Source organism: Rothia sp. 27098_8_27 (assembly GCF_041432805.1).
In the GTDB taxonomy this organism is placed as follows: Bacteria; Actinomycetota; Actinomycetes; order Actinomycetales; family Micrococcaceae; genus Rothia; species Rothia mucilaginosa.
Map to the genome: position 1 here is coordinate 588,887 of NZ_JAPWAJ010000001.1, position 23,871 is coordinate 612,757.

14 protein-coding genes and 1 tRNA gene are annotated in these 23,871 nt (G+C 61.4%); 4 read left to right on the forward strand and 11 right to left on the reverse strand.

Translation table 11 applies throughout. The features are described 5' to 3' along the window. Window positions 1-90 precede the first annotated feature (90 nt). A complete protein-coding gene (gene cysK, locus O3675_RS02175; RefSeq protein WP_005505601.1) occupies window positions 91-1,026 on the forward strand; it encodes a cysteine synthase A in 936 nt (311 codons plus the stop codon). A 298-nt stretch (window positions 1,027-1,324) separates the two neighbouring features. Continuing rightward, window positions 1,325-1,909, forward strand: coding sequence for a serine O-acetyltransferase EpsC (gene epsC / locus O3675_RS02180; protein ID WP_005507433.1), 585 nt, complete (start codon window positions 1,325-1,327; stop codon window positions 1,907-1,909). A 232-nt stretch (window positions 1,910-2,141) separates the two neighbouring features. On the opposite strand, the gene gndA is transcribed toward epsC, so the two are convergent. Together gndA and O3675_RS02190 are read right to left on the reverse strand one after the other, a co-directional pair. Then, window positions 2,142-3,614, reverse strand: a complete 1,473-nt coding sequence (gndA, locus tag O3675_RS02185) for an NADP-dependent phosphogluconate dehydrogenase (protein WP_005505596.1) — start codon at window positions 3,612-3,614, stop codon at window positions 2,142-2,144. A 209-nt stretch (window positions 3,615-3,823) separates the two neighbouring features. After that, window positions 3,824-3,896, reverse strand: a tRNA-Val gene (locus tag O3675_RS02190). Window positions 3,897-4,376: 480 nt separating this feature from the next. Here O3675_RS02190 and aceE point away from each other — a divergent pair. Together aceE and O3675_RS02200 are read left to right on the forward strand one after the other, a co-directional pair. Next, window positions 4,377-7,109, forward strand: coding sequence for a pyruvate dehydrogenase (acetyl-transferring), homodimeric type (gene aceE / locus O3675_RS02195; protein WP_371570678.1), 2,733 nt, complete (start codon window positions 4,377-4,379; stop codon window positions 7,107-7,109). Window positions 7,110-7,725: 616 nt separating this feature from the next. After that, window positions 7,726-8,595, forward strand: coding sequence for a hypothetical protein (locus O3675_RS02200; protein WP_371570681.1), 870 nt, complete (start codon window positions 7,726-7,728; stop codon window positions 8,593-8,595). Window positions 8,596-8,668: 73 nt separating this feature from the next. Here the strand turns inward: O3675_RS02200 and O3675_RS02205 are convergent, their stop codons facing one another. The 9 genes from O3675_RS02205 to O3675_RS02245 form a co-directional block, all read right to left on the reverse strand. Beyond that, window positions 8,669-12,949: an amino acid adenylation domain-containing protein gene (locus O3675_RS02205; protein WP_371570683.1), complete on the reverse strand. Its 4,281-nt coding sequence runs from the start codon at window positions 12,947-12,949 to the stop codon at window positions 8,669-8,671. A 260-nt stretch (window positions 12,950-13,209) separates the two neighbouring features. Then, complete coding sequence (locus O3675_RS02210) at window positions 13,210-13,437, reverse strand: phosphopantetheine-binding protein (protein ID WP_005507422.1); 228 nt, start codon at window positions 13,435-13,437, stop codon at window positions 13,210-13,212. A gap of 38 nt (window positions 13,438-13,475) precedes the next feature. Next, the gene (locus O3675_RS02215) at window positions 13,476-15,176 is read right to left on the reverse strand and encodes a (2,3-dihydroxybenzoyl)adenylate synthase (RefSeq protein ID WP_012903308.1); all 1,701 of its coding nucleotides are present in this window, start codon (window positions 15,174-15,176) and stop codon (window positions 13,476-13,478) included. Window positions 15,177-15,443: 267 nt separating this feature from the next. After that, entirely contained in the window at window positions 15,444-16,832 is a 1,389-nt protein-coding gene (locus tag O3675_RS02220; protein ID WP_303950768.1) for an enterochelin esterase domain-containing protein, read from the reverse strand. Window positions 16,833-17,351: 519 nt separating this feature from the next. After that, the gene (locus O3675_RS02225) at window positions 17,352-18,194 is read right to left on the reverse strand and encodes an ABC transporter ATP-binding protein (protein ID WP_371570687.1); all 843 of its coding nucleotides are present in this window, start codon (window positions 18,192-18,194) and stop codon (window positions 17,352-17,354) included. Further along, window positions 18,194-19,300: an iron chelate uptake ABC transporter family permease subunit gene (locus O3675_RS02230; protein ID WP_049342128.1), complete on the reverse strand. Its 1,107-nt coding sequence runs from the start codon at window positions 19,298-19,300 to the stop codon at window positions 18,194-18,196. The genes O3675_RS02225 and O3675_RS02230 overlap by 1 nt, the downstream gene beginning before the upstream one ends. Continuing rightward, window positions 19,300-20,349 carry an iron ABC transporter permease gene (locus tag O3675_RS02235; RefSeq protein WP_239662331.1) on the reverse strand — a complete coding sequence of 350 codons (1,050 nt, stop codon included), beginning with the start codon at window positions 20,347-20,349 and terminating at the stop codon, window positions 19,300-19,302. The genes O3675_RS02230 and O3675_RS02235 overlap by 1 nt, the downstream gene beginning before the upstream one ends. A gap of 163 nt (window positions 20,350-20,512) precedes the next feature. Further along, window positions 20,513-21,559 (reverse strand): hypothetical protein, encoded by a 1,047-nt coding sequence (locus O3675_RS02240; RefSeq protein WP_005505567.1) that lies wholly within the window; start codon window positions 21,557-21,559, stop codon window positions 20,513-20,515. Window positions 21,560-21,736: 177 nt separating this feature from the next. Next, window positions 21,737-23,752 (reverse strand): peptidase, encoded by a 2,016-nt coding sequence (locus tag O3675_RS02245; RefSeq protein WP_371570690.1) that lies wholly within the window; start codon window positions 23,750-23,752, stop codon window positions 21,737-21,739. Window positions 23,753-23,871 lie beyond the last annotated feature (119 nt).

The window sequence follows — 23,871 nt, forward strand, 5'->3', positions numbered from 1 at the left end:
CGGTGAGTAGTAGAGTTGCCACGTAACCGATTATTCATTGCGGAGACCCCATCGCGGCTGGCCTCCCCCAAGCTCATGAAGGAGCACCCCATGGCAAAGATTCTCAACAGCATTGTTGAAGCAACCGGCCAGACCCCCCTGGTTAAGCTGAACCGACTGGACGAAGGTCTTCCCGGTAACGTAGCGGTCAAGCTTGAGTTCTACAACCCCGCTGGTTCGGTTAAGGACCGCATCGGCCGCGCCATCATTGACGCTGCTGAGAAGTCGGGTGCGCTGAAGCCCGGCGGCACCATTGTTGAGGGCACTTCCGGTAACACCGGTATTGCGCTGGCTATGGTGGGTGCTGCTCGCGGTTACCGCGTCATCCTGACCATGCCGGAGACCATGTCTGCTGAGCGTCGCGTGCTGCTGCGCGCTTACGGTGCTCAGATTGTGCTGACCCCCGGTACCGAGGGTATGCGCGGCGCTGTGGAGAAGGCTAAGGAAATCGTTGCGACCACCGAGAACGCTATCCTGGCGTCCCAGTTCTCCAACGAGGCGAACCCCACCATTCACTACAACACCACCGGCCCGGAGATTTGGGAAGCAACCGACGGTAAGGTCGACATTTTTGTGGCGGGTATTGGCACCGGCGGCACCATCTCCGGTACCGGTAAGTACCTGAAGGAGCAGAACCCGAACGTGAAGGTTGTTGCGGTTGAGCCGAAGGACTCCCCGCTGCTCTCCGAGGGTCGCGTTGGCCCCCACAAGATTCAGGGCCTGGGCGCTAACTTCGTTCCCGACACCCTGGACCGCGGCATCTACGATTCGGTAACTCCGGTCAGCGCTGAGGACGCTATGCGCACCTCCCGCCTGCTGGCTACCCAGGAAGGTATTCTGGGCGGTATTTCTTCCGGTGCGGCTGTGTGGGCTGCCCTGGAGGAGGCTAAGAAGTCTGAGAACAAGGACAAGCTGATCGTGGCTATCGTTCCCGACTTCGGTGAGCGTTACATCTCTACCGCTCTCTACGAGGACATCCGCGGCTAATAGGCCCCGGTCTTCGGCGCCCCTCCCCGTGAGGCCGCCATCTAGAACAGTACGCAGTGTTCGACGCTCCGTCCCGGTTGCATGCCGGGGCGGAGCGTTTGCGTTTTCCCGCGATGCTCCCCCGCTGAGACCCGCCCGAGCCCGAATATTACGTTCCGCACGCAATTGTGACCGAGATGTTATAGAGAGCACTCACTATGACGACGACAGAGTTCGGGAATAGGTGAATGAGCACCGTTGTTGGTACCTTTGGAAAGGTCGCATACACAGAGCGCGACCGATGAGGGAAAGGGAACCCATGAGTTTTATTGCGCGTCTGCGTGAAGATATTGAGAACGTCCGCCAGCACGATCCTGCTGCGCGCGGCGCTGTCGAGATTGCGCTGAACTATTCGGGTATGCACGCCATTTGGGTTCACCGTCTGACCCATAAGCTCTGGCAGAAGGATGAGACGAAGGCTCTGGCTCGTACTCTCTCGCAGTTTGCTCGTTTTCTGACCGGTGTGGAGATTCACCCCGGCGCGACCATTGGCCGCCGTTTCTTCATTGATCACGGCATGGGCATTGTCATTGGTGAGACCGCTGAGGTTGGTGACGACGTGATGCTGTACCACGGCGTGACCTTGGGCGGTCGCTCCCTGGAGAAGGTGAAGCGTCACCCCACCATTGGTGACCGCGTGACCATTGGTGCAGGTGCTAAGGTGCTGGGTCCGGTGGTTATTGGTGCAGATAGTGCTATTGGCGCGAACGCTGTGGTGGTCAATGATCACCCGGCTGATTCGATTATTACCGGCATTCCCGCGAAGCATCGCCCGCGTACCCCCGAGAAGAAGAAGCCGCTGGTGGACGCTGTGGAGTACATTGACCCCGCCATGTGGATTTAGCGCTTGGCAAGCGTTTTGAGGCGGTAGAGGCGCACCTGGCGGCTCCTCACGAGGCTCCAAGCTCCTCACCGGGCTCCGCAGGTCTTCTCCCCTGCTATACCCCTCAAGATGCCCCTGAGGCATCTCGGGGGCGCCCCGTCAAGACATAACGAACAAGACATAACGAAAGCCCGCCTTCGACCGGATTCTCATCCAGCCGAAGGCGGGCTTTGACGTATTCAGCTACGTGAGCTTAGTGAACGTGAATGTCCGCTGCGTTCACCTCGGAACGGTCACCGCTCCACATGGTGTGGAAGGCGCCCTCTTCGTCAATACGACCGTAGGTGTGTGCACCGAAGAAGTCACGCTGACCCTGAATCAGGGATGCGGGCAGGCGGTCGCGGCGCAGGCCGTCGTAATAGGACAGCGCGGAAGCGAACACCGGCACGGGGATGCCCAGTGCGGTTGCCTTAGCCACCACGCGACGCCAGGAAGGAACGAGCTCCTCCATGAGGTTCTTGAAGGCGGGTGCCAGAAGCATGTTTGCGGGTGCTTCGCCTGCGTAGGCAGCCATGATGTCGCCCAGCAGCTCGGCGCGGATGATGCAGCCGGCGCGCCACAGCGATGCGATGGTGTCCAGCTTCAGATCCCAACCGTATTCCTTGCCTGCGCGGGTGAGCAGGTCCATGCCCTGTGCGTACGCAACGAGCTTGGATGCGAAGAGTGCACGGCGCACATCCTCAACGAACTCGGGGTCGCCTGCACCGATGCCGGTGGTTGCAATCAGACCGGCGGGCAGTTCGCGCTGTGCCTGCTCGCGCTGCTCACGCTCGGAGGAGGAGAGGGCGCGTGCGAACACGGACTCTGCGATAGCGGAGACGGGGGAACCGAGGTCAAGGCCAGCCTTAGCGGTCCACAGACCGGTACCCTTCTGGCCCGCTGCGTCAACGATAACGTCAACCAGGGGCTTGCCGGTCTTTGCGTCTACCTGTGCGAGCACCTCTGCGGTGATTTCAATCAGGTAGGAGCTCAGGTCGCCTTCGTTCCAGGTCTTGAAGATTTCTGCCTGCTGTGCCGGCTCAATGCCTGCGATGGAGCGCAGAATGTCGTAAGCTTCGCCGATCACCTGCATGTCGGCGTACTCGATGCCGTTGTGGACCATCTTCACGAAGTGGCCCGCACCGTCGGTGGAGATCCATGCGCAGCAGGGTGCGCCGTCCTGCGGTGCCTTCGCTGCGATCTTTTCGAGCAGCGGGCCCAGGTGCTTGTAGGACTCTGCGGAGCCGCCGGGCATCATGGAGGGGCCCCAGAGAGCGCCCTCTTCGCCGCCGGAGACGCCAACGCCTACGAAGTGCAGGCCCTTTTCAGCCAGGGCGTGCTCGCGACGGATGGTGTCGGGGAAGTGGGAGTTACCGCCGTCGATGATGATGTCGCCCTCATCGAGCATGGGGGTGAGCTGCTCGATCACTGCGTCGACGGGTGCGCCCGCCTTGACCATAATCAGGATGCGGCGGGGAGACTCGAGGGAGTCGACGAGTTCCTGCAGGGACTCGGTGCGGATGAAGTCGCCGTCTGCGCCGTGCTCAGCCAGCAGTGCGTCGGTCTTCTCTACGGAACGGTTGTGCAGTGCCACGGTGTAGCCGTTACGTGCCAGGTTGCGGGCGAGGTTTGCGCCCATGACAGCAAGGCCGGTGACACCAATCTGTGCCTTCTTGTTTTCAGTCATGTATATAAGGATACGCGCTTAGGGCAGGCTATATATAGGTGGACTGCAGTTTTATGCTTGGAGGAATCACAGTTCCGGCTGGATTATCTTCGTGAGCTTCCCGCCGGGCACCCTCGCTGCGGGTAATAGGTAAAGCTCGCGGCGGGTAACGGGTAAAGAAAAACCGGGTAAACAAAAACCCCGGCACCTTGCGGTACCGGGGTTAGCGGTGGGTCCTACCGGGATCGAACCGATGACATCCACGGTGTAAACGTGGCGCTCTACCAGCTGAGCTAAAGACCCGTAGTTCTCACTGTTTCATTTTCGTTCCAGTGGCGAACACAAGAAAAAACTATACGGGCTTCTGGTGCGACATGCAAATCCATAATACGTGTTCTATGTCTCAATATTTTTTTCATTTTCCCACCGCACCCCACACTAAGCCACAACAAGTCATGTTGGACCATTATCTTTTAGGTAGGTCATACCCCTTCTTTCCGCGCCATTCCGCCAACCCCGTCATTCCGCGCTATTTAGGTACAAAAAGACCCTAACTAGTACTTTTGATGCGCATATTTTCCACTCAGATAGTCACAATGCGAAACCCACATCACAAAAACCCTCATTTGAGACCAAGAGAGGCGCCTTTAGGTCTAAGATAGTAGAGATAAGAAGCGATGTGGGTCTTACAGACCTATAGCGCTTAAACACAAAGATTGTTCGACAACGCAACATCGCGGGGCGGGCGATCTCACAACCGCACAGAAGAGAGGTTGGATTAGTTTGGCTAACGTACCGAACGAGCACTCCCTGAGCACCCTTCTTGATGGCCTGAAGGACATCGACGTAGAAGAGACCCAGGAATGGGCTGAGTCCCTCGAGGACCTTATCAAGACTCACGGCACCGAGCGTGCAGAGTACATCCTTCGCGCACTGCTCAAGGAGGCTGGCGAGAAGGGCGTAAAGGTCCCCACTCTGGTCAAGACCGACTACATCAACACCATCCCCGTCGACCAGCAGCCCGAGTACCCCGGTGATGAGGAACTCGAGCGCCAGTACCGCGCATGGATTCGTTGGAACGCAGCAATTATGGTTCAGCGTGCCCAGAAGAAGGGCATCGGCGTTGGCGGTCACATCTCCACCTTTGCAGGTGTGGCTGACCTCTACGAAATGGGCCAGAACCACTTCTTCCGCGGCCGTAACCACCCCGGTGGCGGTGACCAGGTCTTCTTCCAGGGTCACTCCTCCCCCGGTGTCTACTCCCGCGCATTCGTTGAGGGCGTCCTGAGCGAAGACCAGATGGACGGCTTCCGTCAGGAGAAGACCAAGGGCGCAGACGGTATTCCTTCGTACCCGCACCCCCGTTGCATGCCCGAGTTCTGGCAGTTCCCGACCGTTTCCATGGGTCTGGGCCCCCTGAACGCTATCCACCAGGCATCCTTCAACAAGTACCTGCACAACCACAAGATCAAGGACACCTCCGAGCAGCACGTCTGGGCATTCCTGGGCGACGGCGAAATGGACGAGCCCGAGTCGCGTGGTGCACTGCAGCTGGCTGCAAACGAGCACCTGGACAACCTGACCTTCGTCGTCAACTGCAACCTGCAGCGTCTGGACGGCCCCGTTCGCGGTAACGGCAAGATCGTTCAGGAGCTCGAGGGATTCTTCCGCGGCGCAGGCTGGCACGTCATCAAGGTCCTGTGGGGCTCCGACTACGACGAGCTGCTCAAGAAGGACAAGAGCGGCAAGCTCATCCAGCTGATGAACGAGACCCTCGACGGTGACTACCAGACCTTCCGCGGTGAAGACGGTGGCTACATCCGCGAGCACTTCTTCGGCAAGTACCCCGAGACCAAGGAACTGGTTGCAGACCTGACCGACGAGCAGATCTTCAACCTGCGTCTGGGTGGCCACGACGACAAGAAGCTCTACGCAGCCTACAAGGAAGCTATGGAGACCAAGGGCAAGCCCACCGTCATCCTGGCACAGTCCATTAAGGGTGCGGAGCTCGGCCCGTTCTTCGAGGCACGTAACTCCACCCACCAGATCAAGAAGTTCACCATGGAAGCACTGAAGGGCTTCCGTGACCACCTGAACATCCCCATCTCCGACGAGGAGCTGGAGAAGGATCTGTACAACCCGCCGTACTACCTGCCCGAGGCAAACCACCCGGCACTGCAGTACATGCAGGCACGCCGTAAGGAACTCGGCGGTTACATCCCCGGCCGTGCAAACACCCAGCCTGAGATTATCCTGCCCGAGTCCAAGGTCTACGCACAGACCAAGAAGGGCTCCGGCAAGCAGACCGCTGCTACCACCATGGCGTTCGTCCGCCTGATGAAGGACCTCATGCGTGTGAAGGGCTTCGGTCACCGTATCGCTCCCATCACCCCCGATGAGGCACGTACCTTCGGTATGGACTCCTTCTTCCCCTCGGCTAAGCTGTACAACCCCAACGGCCAGAACTACGTGCCCGTTGACCACCAGCTCATGCTCACCTACACCGAGTCCCCCGAGGGCCAGATTGTTCACGTGGGTATTAACGAGGCAGGCGCAACCGCTGCATTCATCGCTCTGGGTTCGTCCTACGACACCCACGGTGAGCCGATGATTCCGATTTACATCTTCTACTCGATGTTCGGCTTCCAGCGCACCGGCGACTCCTTCTGGGCTGCTGCCGACCAGCTGTGCCGCGGCTTCGTCATCGGTGCAACCGCAGGTCGTACCACCCTGTCCGGTGAGGGTCTGCAGCACAACGATGGCCACTCCCCGATCCTGGCCTCCACCAACCCGGCGTTCAAGATCTACGACCCGGCTTACGGCTACGAGATTGCTCACATCGTGGAGCGCGGTATCGAGCAGATGTACGGTACCAAGGACGAAGACCACAACGTCATGTACTACCTGACCGTGTACAACGAGCCGATTCACCAGCCTGCTGAGCCGGCAAACGTTGACGTTGAGGGCATCATCAAGGGTATCCACAAGATCAGCGAGTCCCCGCTGACCTCCGGCCCCAAGGCACAGCTGCTGGCATCCGGCGTTGCTGTTCCGTGGGCTGAGAAGGCTCAGCAGCTGCTGGCTGAGGACTGGGGCGTCTCCGCAGACGTCTGGTCCGTCACCTCATGGACCGAGCTGCGCCGCGACGGCATTGCCGCTGAGGAAGAGGCTCTGCTGAACCCGAACCAGCCCGCTCGCGTTCCTTACGTGACCCAGAAGCTAGCTGGCGCTGCTGGCCCGATCGTTGCGACCACCGACTTCGCTTCGGATGTTCCCGACCAGATCCGCCAGTTCGTTCCGAACGACTTCGCAACCCTGGGTGCTGACGGCTTCGGCTTCGCAGACACCCGCCCGGGTGCACGTCGCTTCTTCCACATCGATGCAGAGTCGGTCGTTGTCCGCACCCTGCAGATGCTGGCAAAGCGCGGCGAGGTTGCAGCAGACGCTCCCGCGAAGGCATTCGCTAAGTACGACCTGCTGAACGTGAACGCTAACTCCGAGCTGGAGCAGCACTAAGCATTTAGCTGTAGAACCCCGGTTCTGCGGTAAAAGCTAAACGATGCCCCCGGTTGATGATTCATCAACCGGGGGCATTCGTGTTTTAACTGTGAAGGGGCGCAGGGTACCCGAGCTGATTCCTGTTGATATGGTCGTTGACTATGCGTTTCTCATGTAATAAATCAGACGTGACCGGAGTTTTGGTTGCCGTGCGCACCTAGCCGGTGGTAGGCTTTAACCACCCTTCAACTATGATATTCGCCATAGTATCGGTGGATATTTTAGGGTGCCCGACCAGCAGGGGGGGGGCACGACTCACTCATCTACGAGTATTTACCCTCCATAACTCATAGGGGTTCATGATGAAGCTCTAGAATACTCTCCCAGCAGTAACGACGCTGCAGAAACACCCTTGTGCGTGGTCTGCCATAGCGTCTTGGCCTTTCGCTATGGGTGCACTCCCAAGCTAGCAGGCACTCCCCCGAGATTCTGCTTATCGCTCTGGGATTCACATAGATTCCAGATTCTCTCGACGCCCATATTCACCGAGGCATATGCTTTGCAACAATCAGCAAAATACAGCCCCGCTTTCTTTACTGCCGCATATTCTTTATCCAATTAAGGAGGGAGAATTATGAACCTCAAGAAAATCTTTCAACCCGCAATGGCTATAACGTTTGCATTCACGCTAGCCTGCACATCCTGTTCTACAGGCCCGCAACTAGAACGTGATGAAACGGCCCAAGCAACTCTAGACTATAAAAACAACCGAATCATTACTCCACTCGAAGAATACAATGACATTTTCGATGAAAATTCCCAGTATTACGGTCGAGCCTTGGAAATTCTCAGGCAGCGCTGTTTCGCAAAACACGGCCAATCCTACGAAATATATATCCCGGATGTAGAAGACAGGAAATTCGTTTCATCCGGTCGCGAGTTTGGCCTCTGGAACCCCGAATACGCCGCCAAATATGGACACTACAAGCGATTCGGGAATGCACCATCATCCGGGGGATATGACACAAAAATCATGGAACAGTGCATGCCTGAAATCTTAGCCACGTTGAAAGAGATTGCCGGCATCAGCCTCGAAGAGCAAAGTGGCCTCAGAGAAGCCTATCGTCGAATCCACGGCGAATCCTATGCAGCTGCCATGAATCATCCCGAATGGAAAAAATACCGTGAAGCATGGTGGAAATGCCTATCGGATAAAGGTCTAACGCCACGAAAAGGCGACGAAGAATGGGGTACAAAAGAACTATCAAATGCAACCCGCGCTAGCGGTGATAATAATGCCCCTGCATCGGAAGAAGAAATTCGACTCAGCGTCATTGAAGCACAATGCAGTAAAGATACAGGAATGGCTCAAGGTCTTGCCAACCTCGTAGCCTCATATCAAAAACCGCTCATTCGAGATAATGAAACAAAACTAGAAGAACAGCGACGGCAGCTATCAGAAGTTTATCTCCGATATAAAGAGTGGGTTCTCAAAAACCAATAAATAGAAGGTCCCCGATTGATGAATCATCAACCGGGGACCTTTAATTTATTAATTACTCGACAAATAGAGAGGGCTAATCGGCGAAGTGGCCGGTCACCTCCGCCAGACGCGCCGGATTCACCAGATCAGGGTGCGTACCCTCCAGCAGCACCGCACGGAACGACGAGGCATGCGCCGACCAACCCGCCGCATCCAGGTACGGCTGATCCTCATGCGGCACACCCACCAGCAACACATCACCATCAAAGAACGCCTGCTCAGCACCACGCATCAACGCCGCCGAAGCACGCATACTACCCAAGCACACGCCCAACTTCTCCTCCGGCAGGTAACCCATCGCCGAACCAGCCCGCTGCAAACGCTCCAGGGTACCCGGCAAATCAAGCTGCTCACCAGCGGCAGGCTCCGGCAAACCGCCCATACGCAACAGCGCACGGAAGCTCTCCTGCTCATCCGGCGCCGGAACACCCTGCCACTGCTCCGAAGGATACGCATCCAACAGGATGACACGCTCAACCTGCGCACCCGCAGCCTGCGCCAAAGCCGCCACCTGCACCGCGGCAGTACCGCCCACAGACCAGCCCATCAACGCAAAACGACGCGGCAACGAACGCTCCGCCAGGGTCTTCTCAATCAGCTTCAGGTAGCCCTCAGCCAACTCCTGCAGGCTCGACGCAAACCCAGCCTGCGGGTCAGAGAACGCCTCAGCCTGCACAGCATACACACCCTGCTGAGCCGGAAGATGCGAAAGGTACCCCGCATAGCACCAGCCCAAACCACCCGCAGGCGGCAGGATAAACAGCGGCGCAGGGGCATCGGTAGCGTCATGCGCGGTAGGTTGTTCTCGCAGCGGCAGAACCGGCGCGAACTCCGCACCCTCGCCGCGCTCGCCCGCAATGGACGCCGCCAAAGCCTGCACGGTCGGATGTGCAAAAAGCGCACCGATGCTCACGCTCAGACCCAGCTGTTCCTCAACCGCGGCAATCACCTCAAGAGCCGCCAGCGAATGACCGCCCGAGGCGAAGAAATCCTCGTCCACGCCGAAACGCTCACGACCCAGCACACCGGCAATAATCGAGCACAGCTGCTGCTCCAGCAGACCGTGCGGACCCTCAGCATCAGAAGTCTGAGGGGTCAAGTCGAGGGACGCCAGTAGCTTACGATCCGCCTTACCGGAGGGACTCACCGGCAACGCAGGCAGAGTGTGCCACAGGGTCGGAACCATGTAGTCCGGCAGAACCTGCGCACAATGCTCGCGCGCCGCCTCCACCAGCTGCTCGGCACGCTCGGCGGGCACGTCGCCGACCTCCAGCACTGCCGCCAGGGCAGGCTCACGCAGACCGCGGTACAGCAGAGCCACCGAAGCGCTCACGCCCTCAACCGCGGCAAGAGCCATCTCAATATCGCCCAGCTCCAGGCGCTGACCGCGCACCTTAATCTGATAATCCGTGCGGCCACGGTAGCCAATGACGGCGCGACCATCGGGAAGAATCTCCCAGCACGCCAAATCGCCCGTACGGTACAGGCGCTGACTCTCACCGTTCAGCAGCGCGAGCGCACCGGCGGGAGCCTGCTCCACGAAAGCCGCCGCGGTCGCCTGCGGGTTGTTCTTGTAGCCACGCGCCAGCTGCACGCCCGACAGGTGCAGTTCGCCCGTCACGCCCACCGGCACGGGGTGGCCGGTCGGGTCAAGAATCAGGGTTCCGGTGTTCCAGACCGGCTCGCCAATGGGCACGCTCTCGCGCTGCGGGTCGGTGGAGGTCTCCCAGAAGGTCACGTCCACCGCCGCCTCGGTCGGGCCGTACAGGTTCAGCGGGTACACACCCAGAACCTCGCCCGCAGCCTGCACCTGGTCCTTCTGCAGTGCCTCACCCGAGCAGACCACGTAGCGCAGGGGCTGCTCTCGACCCTGGCCGAAGCCAGCATCAGCCAGGATGCGGCGCGCCGCCGGTGAAGAGGTCAGCGCTGACAGCATGGTCGGCACAAAGTGCACCGCCGTGACGGACTGCTCGGCAATCACGCGCGCCAGGTAGGCGGGGTCGCGGTGCCCCTCCGGGGCGGCAATGACCACGGCGGCACCCTCGGCGAGCGGCCAGTACAGCTCCCACACGTGCACGTCAAAGGAGATGGGGGTCTTGTGCAGAACGCGGTCGCCCTCCCCCACCGGAATCTGATGCTGCTGCCAGCGCAGGCGGTTATCAATCGCGCGGTGGCTGATGGCAACGCCCTTAGGCCTGCCCGTGGAGCCGGAGGTGAAGAGCACGTAAGCGTCCTCGTCCAGGCCGGTTTTCGTGCCCGGAAGCTCCTCGGCGGCGGGTGCTGAGGAGTGTTCCCCGTTGGGTTCCTCGTCGCTCAGTAGGGGCAGAGTATGCTGCGGCAGGTTCGCGTGACGCTGCGGTTCCTGCGGGTTCAGCTCTTCCGCGTTCAGCGGGTGCAAACCGGGGCCGTGCAGTAGCAGGGAGCACTCGGCGTCCTCCATCATCACGCCCACACGCTCGGCGGGCAGATCCGGAAGCACCGGCACGTAGGTGGCGCCAGCGTACAGCAGGGCGTACAGCGCCACGTACTGCTCGGCGCCGCGGTGCACACGCAGACCCACCGCGTCGGAAGGGCGAACACCCCAGTCCAGCAGCTGCGCGGCAAGCGCACGGGCGCGCTCGTCCAGTTCGGTGTAGGTGAGGGCGCGGTCAAAAGCGTAGGCGCGATCCGACTCGGGGGTGAGCACCTCACCGGGCGCGGGGGCAGAATCCAGCACCGCGAGCGCCTGCGGATGCGCCGCCACCGCGTCACGGAAGCGACCCAGCAAGGTCTTGTACTCCAGCGGGTGCTCGGTCAGCGCCGGAGCGGTCAGCTCGCGCAGGGTCGCAAGCTCCGCCTCGGTCGCCAAGCCGAGATTGTTCAGGGAGGCACCCTCGCGCTGCGCCTCCGCCGCGTAGGCGGGTAGCCACTCGCGCAGGCGGGCGGCGTGACGTTCCAGCTCCTCAGCGGTGTAGAGCGCCGGGTTCATGTCAATCTCGCAGGAGATGCTGTTGCCGCGGCCGGGCATGCCGCGCAGGGTGAAGGTCGCGTCGGCAACGGGACCGGCAGAGATATTGTGGATGCGCGCGGTCGGTACCGGGAATCCGGACTCGTCCTTGGAGGGCGCCGCCAGCGGCAGCACCGCGTCAAAGGGCACCACGTTAATCTGCGCACCAAACAGCCTGGACTGGGCGTTACGCGCGGTACGCTCGAGGTCTTCCTGACGAGCCAGCGGATGCTCCGCATTGCGGGCGTACTGTTCCTTCACCGAGTGCAGGGACTCCGCGATGGGGCCGGTCGCCGCAACCTGCACCGGCAGCACGTTCACTGCGGTACAGCCGGTCTGCGCGCTCGCCGTACCCAGGGCGCGGGTCGCCTCCGGCAGGGTGCGGGCGAACATGCGGTTCATCTGCGGCACGCCGAACGAAGCCTGCGGGTAGCCGCCCACACGCGCCAGGTACGAGCCGACGGCGGCGGTCGCCAACACGGGCCAGGAGACGGCGTGCTGCTTTGCCGCATCCAGCAGGGCCTGCTGGGTGGGTACGTCAATGCTGAACGCCAGGCGCACAGACTGCGCCGACGGGGAGGCGGTACGACCCGCCAGGGAGGTGTCTTCCTGCTCCAGGGCGCCGCTCGCCTCCCAGAAGGCGACGTCTTCGTCACGGGCGGTGGAGGCGGCATCGTCGGCGTCGAGCAGCTGCTGCAGGCTCATGCGGCGGGTTGCCGGAACCGGCTGACCGGCGGACAGGGCGCGGTATATCGCCGCCACGCGGGAGAGGCCGTTGAACGCGGCGAACCCGTCGGCGACCACGTGGGAGAAGGAGTGGTAGACCCAGAGGAACCCGCCGTAGCGCACCACTGCGCTGCGCACGGTCACGCCCTCATCGGTGGCGAGGGGCTGGGCGAGCAGGCGCTGTGCCCAGGCGCGCACCGGCGCGGGCAGATCAGAGTCAGGCAGGTCAGAGGTGTTCTCCTCCCCCTCATCCACGAGCAGGTCAATGCCCGCGAGGAACGCCTCAAGCGGCAGAATCTGCTGGGAGGCGGCGCCATCGGCGATGCGGGTGCGCACGCGGAAGCCCTCGTTCTCGCGGTAGAGCTGCACCAGCGCCTCACGCAGCAGAGCGAGGTCGGTATCTGCGGGGCATTGCAGAACCTCCGCGGTGTTGTAGCAGGGGTTCGTCGGGTCAATCGCGGCGGCAAAATAGATGCCGCGTGCGTTAGTGGTCAGCGGCAGCCAGGGGCTGTCAGCGCTGTGCTGTGCGGAGGGGTTCGCGGCGGTGCGAAGGTCGGAAGCAGTCCCGAAGCTAGCGGGTGCGGTAGTATCAGCTACGCCCATGGTGGCCTCTCAAAGGTCTGGATTAGGGGTCTGGATTAGGGATGAGGTGTGTGTGAATGATGGGGCTACTCCCCCGCCGTTTCGCACTGGCAGAACTAAGCTGACAGGGACAAACACTGCCAAGCCCGGCAGAGCTCAGCCAAGAACTCCGCCACGAAAAAATGGCGCGAAGACAGCACAAATAAAAGCGAGGTAAGTAGCAAACACCCCGGGTACCCGCCTGCATTCGCGGCAGGCGGGCACTCGGGGTGCGGTAACGCTTAGCCCAGGCGGGAGGCGATGAACTCCACGGTCGGGTTCTCCACCAGCTCGGTAAACTCAATCACGGCGCCCTCAGCGGCAAGGTCGTCGAGCAGGGCGAATGCGCCCATAGAATCCATGCCCAGGGAGAACAGGTCGGTGGTCGGCTCGTCAAAAGCGGTCTGCAGGGAGTCGGGCTCGACGATGTACTTCTCCATGATGGGGCGCAGGGTCTCAAATGCGGACATTTTTCTCCTCAATAGGGGTAGGAATAAGGGCGTACGGTTTAGCCGAAAATTTCGGCAAGCTTGGCGCGCAGTTCGCGGCGAGAAATCTTACCCACGTTCGTGGTGGGCAGCTCCTGCAGAACCTGCACGCGCTCCGGGATCTTGAAGTCGGCGAGCTTCTTCGAGGTGAAGAACTCGTGCATCGTGCGGCGCGGGTTTTCGCCCAGGTCGGCGCCTTCCTGCGGCACAATGACCAGGCCCACGCGCTCGCCCACAGTCTCATCCGGGATGCCCAGGACCACGGCGTCAAAAACGTCGGGGTGGGTCAGCGCCAGCTCTTCGATTTCGTCCACGGCAATCTTCTCGCCGTTGCGGTTAATCTGGTCCTTCGCGCGGCCGGTCACCTCAAGATACTTGCCAGCGACCAGTCGCACAATGTCGCCGGTGCGGTAGAAGCCGTCCTCGGTGAAGCCATAGCGGTTCGCGTTCTCCTCCAGGTAGTAGCCGCGAATCGTGTACGGGCCGCGGGTGAGCAGGTGACCGCTCTCGCCGCGCTTGACCGGCTGGTCCTGATCATCAACAATCAGGATTTCGTCGTCGGGGCTGATCGGGTAGCCCTGGGTCCTCAGACGCATCTCAATCGGGTCGGTCGAGCGGGTGTAGTTCACCAGGCCCTCAGCCATGCCGAACACCTGCTGAACGGTGCAGCCGAGCACCGACTCAATCTTGCCTGCAACCGCCGGAGCCAGCTTCGAACCGCCCACCTGCAGGGTCTGCAGGGACGGCAGGGACACGCCGCGCTTCTCCGCGGAGGCGACCCACGCCTGAGCCAACGGCGGCACCAGCGCGGAGGTGGTCACACCCTCCATCTCAATGAGGTGGAACGCAGTCTGCGGGGACGGATCCGCCGCAAACACCAGCTTGCCAGAGGCGCACATGACACCCAGAATACCGGGCGAGCTCATCGTGAAGTTATGCGCGGCGGGCAGCACCACGAGCATGGTCGTGTTGTTGTTCAGCTTGCAGATATCGACCGAGCCGCGCACCGAGTACAGGTAGGCGGCGTGGGTGCGAGGAATCAGCTTCGAAATGCCGGTCGTACCGCCGGAGAGCTGCAGGAACGCCACCTGCTCGCTCGCGCGCAGGTTCTCGGTGTTCTGAATGACACCGGGCACGAACTCTTCAGCGAGCTCCTCTTCGGTCAGCGGGGTCAGCGGCTCCGCAACGTCAATAGCAACCGGCGGCTCCAGGGAGTTCTTGCGCAGCTCGGCGGCAACGTCCTCGTGCAGGGCGGTGAAATCTGCGCCCGGGGTCAGCGAAGAGAACACGTGCGCCGCAGCGTCGGTGCGGGTCGCAAAGTGCACGAGCTCGGTGGTGCGGTGCTGCGGCAGGCAGAACACCGGCAGCGCCGCCGCCCAGAAAATACCCAGCAGGTACACCAGGTACTCGGCAGTGTTACCCAGCTGCAGCAGCACACGGTCGCCCGGCTGCACGCCAGCCTGAACGAGGCGCGCCGCAGCGGCACGACCTGCCGCCTCCAGCTCACCGTAGGAGAGGCGAATCTGCTGGGGCTTGCCGTCCTCATCGAGCTGCGCGTGCGAGAGCGCCACCAGCGCCGGGAAGTGCGGCTTTGCGCGGCATGTATCTAGCAGGAACTCGGGGATAGTCTGGTCAATCCAGTAGCCGGCTTCGCGGTACTTCGCGGCAAAAGACTCGGGGATGAGCGGCGTGGGGGCCAGGGGGCTACGTTCTACGGTCATCTTCTCTCGATTTCTGTGTCGTTTGCGGTTTCTATAGCGCTCACGTGCTGCGTGCGTTCGCAGCGTGATGCCATCTCGTCAATGAGGGCGGGTGCGCAACCTGCGCCGGGTACCCTTCGGCACCCCTCGCGGCGCGGTAGTGTTGCACTTCTCTTAGGCTGTACTTCTCTAGGATACGGGCGCGGCGGTGTTTACCCTAACAGGACCCCCGCACGCCCACCATGCGGGGTGTGCTCTACCCGTGCAGGATTCATAGGCGACCTCTCGCTACTCCTCAGCTAAGCTCCGCTCAGCGCGCTCAGCCTCCCGGCAGGCAGCAATAATACGCTCCAACGCCGGCACAATTGCACCGCGCCAGCACGCATAATCGTGACCGCCGTTGAAGGCCGTGCAACGCGCATTCTTCAGGCCCAGCTTTTCCAGGCGCTCCTTCAACTCGCGGTGAGGCGGTACCAGAACCCACTCCTGCTCCCCCACCTCAATCTCAAGGTACAGGTGGCGCAGGCGATCAATCTCGCCCGCCGCCTCCAGCTCGTCCAGGCGGTCCATGACCTGCGGTTGCCACAGCGACGAAGACTGCGCGATCGCGCCGCCAAACGCCTCCGGGCGGCTCAGCACCGCCAGCAGGGAGGACAGACCGCCCAGCGACTGACCGTTAATCACAATGTTCTGCGGCGCGGTCTTAATGCCGTGCACTGCCTCCAGGTGCGGGAATGCAATGTCCACCAGGTAGTCGGCAACCGGGTTGTCGCCGTTCAGCTCCTTCCAGCGGTTCTCACGACCGCCAGAGTGCAGGAAGAACACGTGCATCGCCGGAATACGGCCCGCCTCGTGGGCACGGTTGAGGGTGTGCTCCATGCCCTGGCTGAACCACATCTCACCGTCGAACTGGATGAACAGCGGCGCATCCGGGGCGGGGTCACCCACACGACCGAGCACGTACTGGTGACCGTCAGAGGTCTGCATCCACTCGGGGGCGGGCAGCGCGTCAATCTCTTCCTGAGTCAGGATGAACTCCTGCACCGGCGCGTGCTCAAGCTGCACCACACCCATGCAACGACCGACACGGTTGCACACGGTCTCGGGGTTCAGCGGGTCGCCCTCGCCGGAGTCCAGGGCGGCGCGCAGGCGCACCTGGTCGTCATCGCCCAGCCAGGCGGGGCGCTCGCCGGGCAGCGCCGGCAAGAAGTTGTAGGAGGCACGCCAAGTGGTTTCCATCTGCATGCTCAGTTGCCACCAGCCAGTGCCCTCGATGCGGGCCATGAGGGAACGGTCAAGGTTCTTCTCATCGGTCAGGCGGTTGATGAACATGAGCACCTGCTCCGCCTGCTCGTTGTGGTACAGGAAGGTAACGATGCGTTCGTTCTCACTGATGCTGCCGTCTTCGCGGTGCACCGGCTCGATGATGGGGGTGCCTTCGGAGACGACCTCAAGGATGCGGGCGTTCAGCTCTTCGGGGCTGACCGCATCGGCGATAATGGCGCTGATGAGGGGGCTGTCCACGCGCGGTGCCGGTACGGGGCGCGGGATCTTGGGAGGGGCCGGGCGCACGGTCGGCGCAACGGTACGCGGCTGCGCCGAAGTAGCCTGTTCAGAAGTGTTCTGGGCAGAAATACTCTGCGCGGGAACGGTCGCGGTGGGTTCGTGCTCGCCCAACGGTTCCTCCTTGGTCTGTGGAAACACTCAATCGGTGAAAATCGGTGAGGAGGCGCATTATCGTTAGTTAGCCTCCACTACCTCACTCTATGGTATCCCTTACCCAAACTCCAGCCAAAGGAAAAAGTGAAAGAACCACAACATGACATTCATGACAGCGAGCACACGCTACTAAAAACCCAAGCACAAAGCCGCCACAACCCCACCCCACCTAAGACCAGCCCAGACCCAGCCCAGAAGTTAAAAGAGATGAGGCACCGAGATCGTGCATCAAACCTTCAAACAGTGAAGGTTTCATGCGGCAGTCTCGGTGCCTCATCTGCGGGTTCCCAAAATGGAACCTACCCAGTGCTCGGAGCCGTTCATGCGTCAAAGACGGGCGAGCACCGGGTAGGCGCCCTACGCGCAGGGGATCCTGGGTCCCTCAGATCCTAGCGTTCGCTGCTTGGCGCAATGCCGAGCTTTTCCCCCCGTACTGAGACGGTTGGTGCTAACTCCCACGCGGCTTAGGGGCGAAAACTATTCGCTTTCGCGGGCCGCCGAAATAGCGTCAGCGGCAATATGAATTGTTTGGTTCTCCTTCGGAATAACCAAAGGGGTGCCAGTGCATGGATCAGGAATAATGACTGATTGCAGGTCAAAAACTTCCTGGATAAGTTCCGGTGTAATTATCGCACGCGGATCGCCCTGAGCGATAATCCGGCCCTGCTTCATTAACACAACATGAGTAGCATACCTGAAAGCGAGGTTCAGGTCATGCAACACCACGGCTACCGTTCGCCCTTCAGAATGCAATTTCTTCGTCAGGTTCAGCACCTCAATCTGGTGCGTGATGTCCAGGTAGGTGGTCGGCTCATCGAGCAGAATCAGCGGGGTCTGCTGCGCCAGGGTCATGGCAATCCACACACGCTGACGCTGACCGCCCGAAAGCGCCTCAATGGGACGCGCAGCAAGCTCCAGCACGTTCGCCGCCTGCATCGCCTCCACGCAGGCGCGCTCGTCCTCATCAGACCAGGAACGCAGCAGCGACTGGTGCGGGTAGCGGCCGCGCGCCACCACATCCGCCACGGTCACGCCGCTAGGCGCCTCCGGGGTCTGCGGCAGCATCGCCAGGATCTTGGCGATGGCGCGGGACTTCATCTGCGGCAGCGGGGTGCCGTCCAGGCGAACCTCACCCTCCTTGAGCGGGTTCACGCGGGCAAGAGCCTTCAAGGTGGTCGACTTACCGCAGGCGTTCGGGCCCAGGATAACGGTCAGCTCCCCCTCCGGCACCTGAAAATCTACCCCGTTGAGCACCGTATGCTCACCGTAGGCAACCACCATGTTCTCGCCTTCAAGGCGGGTCGTCACACTAGCGTTCACTAGCTCTTCTTCCTTTCGAGGTAAATCAGGTAAATCAGGTACAGGCCGCCAATCGCGCCGGTCACCACACCCACCTGAATGATGCGTCCGGGAACAGCGAATCGGCCAATCAGGTCAGAGCCGAGCACCATGAGCGCACCCATAAGTGCCGCGGAGGTGAAGCCCACCCCGCCACTGCGAGACAGGGTCTTCGCGATGTGCGGTGCCGCCAGGGCGACAAAGGCAATCGGGCCGGTCGTCGCGGTCGCCAGCGAAACCAGAAGCACACCGATAAACAGAGCCGCCACACGGTACGCGTTCACGCTCACACCCAAACCGGATGCCACCTGGTCACCAAAACGAATCGCGCCCAGCGGGCGGACCAGCATCAGCAACAGCGGAGTCACCACGAGCAGCAGACCCATCAGCGCGTAGGTGCGCTCCCACGTGATGTCATTGAGCGAACCGGCAAGCCAGGACGCCGCGGTCTGCGCCTGAGTCAGCGAAGCACGCACCACCAGCAGCGCATTGAACGCCGCCAGGGTCGACCCCACACCAATACCGACCAGCACCAAGCGGAAGCCATGCAGGCCCGTGCGGCGCGTCAACAGCCACACCAGCACCGAAGTCGCCAAGCCACCAACCACAGCACCCAGAGCAACCTCAACGGGGCCGGAATTGAAGACAATAATCTGCAACAGCGCACCGGTCGCAGCACCATTCGTGAAGCCGATAATATCCGGCGAACCCAGGGCATTACCCGAAATCACCTGGAAAATCGCACCCGAGAGACCAAGCGCCGCACCCACCAGAAGCGCCGCCACAATACGCGCCGCACGCTGCTGAGCGAAAGTCACCGTAATCTGCTTGCCCTCACCCAGCAGCGCCGGGATCAGCTTCTCCGGGGCGATCTTATAATCACCCTGCAACATGCCCCAAAACGCCAGCGCCGCAATCAGCACCACCAACGCCACATTCAAAATCAGCACACGCCACGGCACCTGAGCACTCAGCGGACCGCGCACAGTCAACACCGGGCGGCCACCCAAATCGCGGCCGCTACGACGCGCAGAACGATTAGCTGCAGTGGTGACGGTCGCCGTCGAAACAGCGGAAGAATTCGACATTAGAGAGCCTCCACCTTACGACGAGTCATCAAGAACAAGAACACCGGGGCACCGGCAAGAGTCGCCACAATACCCACCTGAGTCTCCTGCGGAGCCACCAGCACACGCGCCAACACGTCAGCACACAGCAGCCACACCGGACCCAACAGCGCCGAACCATAATTCACCCAGCGCACATCATTACCGAGTAGGGCACGCACCACAAACGGCACCGCCAAACCCACAAAACCAATCGGACCCACCGCAGCAGTCGCCGCACCGGCAAGCACCGTCACCGCCAGCAACGTCAAATTCTGGGTCGTACGCACACTCACGCCGAGGCTGGTCGCCGCCTCCTCGCCCATACTCAGAGCATTAATCGCAGGAGCCACAAAGAACGCCACCAGCATACCCAGCAGAATCACCGGACCCACCGTCGACGCGATATCCATACCGCGGCCCTCCAGCGAACCGGCAACCCACACACGGAACTCGTTATATGCATCCTGATCAGCCAAAATCAGGCCCTGTGCAATCGCCGACAGCGCCGCAGAAATCGCCACACCCGCCAGAGCGAGCTTCACAATCGACCCGTCACGACCACGACCCAGCGTGTACACCAGCACCGCAGCCAACGCGCCACCAATCGTCGCAGCAACCATGTACTGCCAAATACCCATCACGCCAAAAACCACCACGGAAGCAATCACAGCCACCGCAGCACCGGCATTCACACCCATCAGGCCGGGCTCAGCCAGCGGGTTACGAGTCAACGACTGCATCAAAGAACCGGCAACCGCCAACGCCGCACCCGCCGCAAGACCCACCAAGGTACGCGGAATGCGCTGCTCCATCACAATCGTCTGCGCCTGCTCAGAAGCAGTGCCATTGAAAACAGCCAGAACCTGATCCGGCGGAAGATTATTCGACCCGAACAGCAAAGAAGCAGCCACAGCCCCCACCAAAAGCACCGCAAACAAGAACAGAAAAGCCAGGCGCTTACCCAACTTCTGCCCCTGAATCACAGAACCCTGACGGGACGTACTCTCCTGCTGAACATCTCGGGACAATGAGCTCGTGCGGGCCACTATGCTCCTTATGCTCGATACAAGAAAACTAGGGAGGCGCACCCGGCACACCCACACCACGCGAGGGGCACCCGGCACACCGGTAGATAATGAGAGAAACGCCGGAGCGGGCGGGTATTCCCCCACCCGCATCCGACGTTAAGTCTTAGCGCTTACGGGTCAGCAGCAGTGCAGCGGCACCCACAATGCTTACGCCCAGAACCACCACGCCAATCCACGGGAACGCAGCACCGTAAGTCACGGTCTGAACGGTGGATGCGGTGTTAGCCGCGCCCGAAGCCGAAGCGCTCGGGCTCGACGCAGCACCGCGCGCAACAGCCGAAGAAGATGCGCTCGCCGAAACGGTTGCCTTCTTCTGGGCATTTGCAGAAGCCGAAGCAGCAGGCGCAGCGGAAGAGCCAGAGGTACCGGAGGTACCGGAAGAGTCAGCTTCCGCGTTCAGGCGGTCGTACTCCTCCTTAGTGATGGTGTTGCCGTCAGCGTCGGTGTACACTGTCTCAGCCTCAGCCGCGCCACCTGCAGAACCATTCGAGGAGCCGTTCGAACCACCATTGGAGGAGGACTCGTTGGAATCGTTAGAGCCCTGAGCCTCGTCTGCAGAGTCTGAGTTGTTAGAGTTCGAGCCGCCGTTCGAGGAACCACCGTTGCTCTTCGAGCTGGAAGAGCCGCGGTTCGAGGAAGAACCCGAAGAGTTCGAGGAGGAATTATCCGAACCGCCCTCACCCACCACGGTGAACTCGGGGCTGCGGTTGCTGTACGCCTCGGTACCCAGGTACTTGCCGTCCTTGTCGCGCTTCTCACCGGATGCGAGGAAACGCAGGGTGTGGGTGCCAGGGCCTACATCCGGCAGAACGAAGGAACCGGAGACGTTGCCGTTGCTATCGGCCTTCTGCTGGTGCACCACGCACGCGCCCTGAGCCGCATCGGAGGGGCACAGGTTGCCGTCGTCCACCTTCACGGACACCACAGCATTCGCGGGGAAGCCGCTTAGGGTAAAGGAAATCACGCCGTGCTCACTCACGGAGGAGGAAACGGTTGAGGAGGTGCCGGGGGTGGATGCCTTCGCACCGCCCGGAGGCAGAGCGGATGCAGTGCCAACGCCCAAGCCCAGCGCCAGGGTTGCGGCAGCGCAGGCGGTCAGCGCCTTAGAGGTCAGGGATGCCTTCGGGGCTCCCGAAAAAGGTGCACGCATGGTGGTCCTTTCAAAATTACCGGGGTCGAAGCTGAACGCTACCGGGTTCGTGAGGTGCAGTTCAGCGGGTCGTGACCCGAATGGTTGGAGGCACCCGATCCACGCCCCTGTTCAAGGGTGCAGGGTCAAAAGTGTGGAGCGTGGACCGGTGCCGGTGTGAATGTGTGGTCAGAAAGCTTACTTCTTGGAGGTGCGCAGTAGCAGAGCCGCAGCCAAAACCACCAGGCCAGCCGCCGAGAGCAGCAGGTTATTGGCGTTGTTGACCAGCCACTTGGTCAGACCGGTCAGCTCAGTACCCTCAATGGTCGGGCCCTGTGCCTTGGTGCCTGCGGCGGAGTTCTGCGAACCCTGCGTGTTCTGCGAGCCCTGCGAACCAGCGGCTGCCTTCGCAGCCTTCTTCGCGTTGGCTTCGGTCTTCTGCAGGCTGGTAGCCAGGTTCTTCTGCGCGCTCTGAACCTTCGCCTTAGCCTGCACGCGGTTCACGACCGGAGCGGTGCTCTGCGAGAGCGCGGCGAGGGATGCGTCCACGTCGGTGGCGCGGGTGCTGATGCGGCCGCCCGCGTTACGCATGGGAACCGGCGCGGTAGAGGTGCTGGTTGCGGGGTTCTCGTTCAGCTCTTCGACCAGCTGGTCGGTGGCGTCCTGCTCATCGCGGGAAACGTCCTGACGAGGGGTAACAGCGCGTTCCACGGTCATGTCAGCAAAACCGAGCACCGCATTTTCAGCGCCCTGGTTGCCGTTATGCACGACCACGCGGTAGGTTGCGGCGGGCATGCTCACGCTGGTTTCGTAGCTGAAGCTGCGGTTGCCATCCAGGCGCTTCCAGCCGGAGCCGTAGAGGGTCTGCGGGGAGTTGCCAAGGTAGGTCGCGGCGTACACCCAGGTGCCCGGTTCAGCGTTCGGCACGGTCACGGTCACGGTGGAGCCGTCACGGCTCACCTGCACGCCATTACCAGCGGTCAGTTCGGAGGCATTGACCGGCTCGGGTGCGTCACCGGGGGCGTACTCACCGATGGTGAAGGTCGTGTTGATGCCGCCCTGGCTGTTGGCGCCGCCGTAGGTTCCGGATCGGTCGCCCTCACGCAGGCTACCAGTCAGCAGGCGCAGGGTGTGCTCACCGGAGGCGTACTTTGCGGCGTCTTCCTCATTCTTGAAGGCTGCGTTGTCGCGGGTGGGCAGGTCAATCCAGGTGTCGATGTGGCCGTTTTCATCGGGGGTGATGACAGCCCAGATGGTGCGGTTGTCGTTGACCGCGGTGGCGTCGTTACGGGACACCTTGCCGTCGTCAATCTTCAGACCAATAACGGATGCCTTCTTGTCTTCGGGGTTGCACCAGCCGTCACCGGTCAGGTGCAGCTTGCCGCCCTGAACCGCCTTGGGGTTCTCGATGGTCAGGCGCGGGGTGAAGGAGCCGTCAGCGGGGGCGCAGGTTTTCGAGTCTTCGCTGGGGGCGGGGGTCGGCTCTGCGGTCGGTGCGGGGGTGGGTTCTGCGGTAGGCTCGGCAGTTGCAGAAGGCTCAGCGGTAGCGGAGGGATCCGCGGTAGGCTCTGCAGTTGCACTGGGCTCAGCGGTAGGCTCAGCCGTCGCAGAAGGCTCAGCCGTGGGCTCTGCGGTCGGTGCCGGGCTCGGAGCCGGGTCGCTCAGCGTAATATTCTGCGACACAGATGCACGACGGTCGTAGGTGTTACCGTCCGCATCCGTACCACCCAGGGAGCCGGAAAGCACCTGAATACGGTGGCTGGTACCCTCCACGGTCCAGCCCTTGTTCTTCAGCTGCTCAGCGGTCAGACCGGTGTTTTCGGGGGTCGGCAAGGACACCTCAACCTCAAAGGTGCCGTCCTCTTTGGCTGTTGCCATGAAGTTCGCGGGCGAGTTGCCGCCCTTCTTGGTAATCGGGTTAATCGCCTGGTGAGCCTCATCCGGCAGGGCGTCGAGGAACTTCACGGCGAACACTGCGCCGCGACCGGGTGCGGTGCTGGTAAAGCCGGTGCCGCGCAGCACGAGCTTACCTTCGCGCCACTTCTCGGTGGAGATGGTCACGGTAGCCTTATCAGCCTGCTGGGTGGCGGCGGGAGTATCCGCGAATGCGAGAGTGGTGCCGGTCAGCGCTGCTCCGGGGGTGATGAGCGCGCCGGCGAGAGCCACGACGGCACCGTAGCGGGCTGCGGTGCGCACGGGTCGAGTTTCGGTCATTGTGGTCCTTGAGGATGGTGTGGTGGGTCGTGCATCCCCTTCCCGCCGCGATTTTTAGGTCGCGGCGGGAAGGGTGGCGGAAGCTTCAGCGGGTGATTGCTTCACAGGGTATTTAGAAC

Coding starts and splice junctions, on each gene's coding strand:
- cysK (WP_005505601.1), top strand. CDS start 91: ATGGCAAAGATTCTCAACAGCATTGTTGAAGCAACCGGCCAGACCCCC.
- epsC (WP_005507433.1), top strand. CDS start 1,325: ATGAGTTTTATTGCGCGTCTGCGTGAAGATATTGAGAACGTCCGCCAG.
- gndA (WP_005505596.1), bottom strand. CDS start 3,614: ATGACTGAAAACAAGAAGGCACAGATTGGTGTCACCGGCCTTGCTGTC.
- O3675_RS02200 (WP_371570681.1), top strand. CDS start 7,726: ATGAACCTCAAGAAAATCTTTCAACCCGCAATGGCTATAACGTTTGCA.
- O3675_RS02205 (WP_371570683.1), bottom strand. CDS start 12,949: ATGGGCGTAGCTGATACTACCGCACCCGCTAGCTTCGGGACTGCTTCC.
- O3675_RS02210 (WP_005507422.1), bottom strand. CDS start 13,437: ATGTCCGCATTTGAGACCCTGCGCCCCATCATGGAGAAGTACATCGTC.
- O3675_RS02215 (WP_012903308.1), bottom strand. CDS start 15,176: ATGACCGTAGAACGTAGCCCCCTGGCCCCCACGCCGCTCATCCCCGAG.
- O3675_RS02230 (WP_049342128.1), bottom strand. CDS start 19,300: ATGTCGAATTCTTCCGCTGTTTCGACGGCGACCGTCACCACTGCAGCT.
- O3675_RS02240 (WP_005505567.1), bottom strand. CDS start 21,559: ATGCGTGCACCTTTTTCGGGAGCCCCGAAGGCATCCCTGACCTCTAAG.
- O3675_RS02245 (WP_371570690.1), bottom strand. CDS start 23,752: ATGACCGAAACTCGACCCGTGCGCACCGCAGCCCGCTACGGTGCCGTC.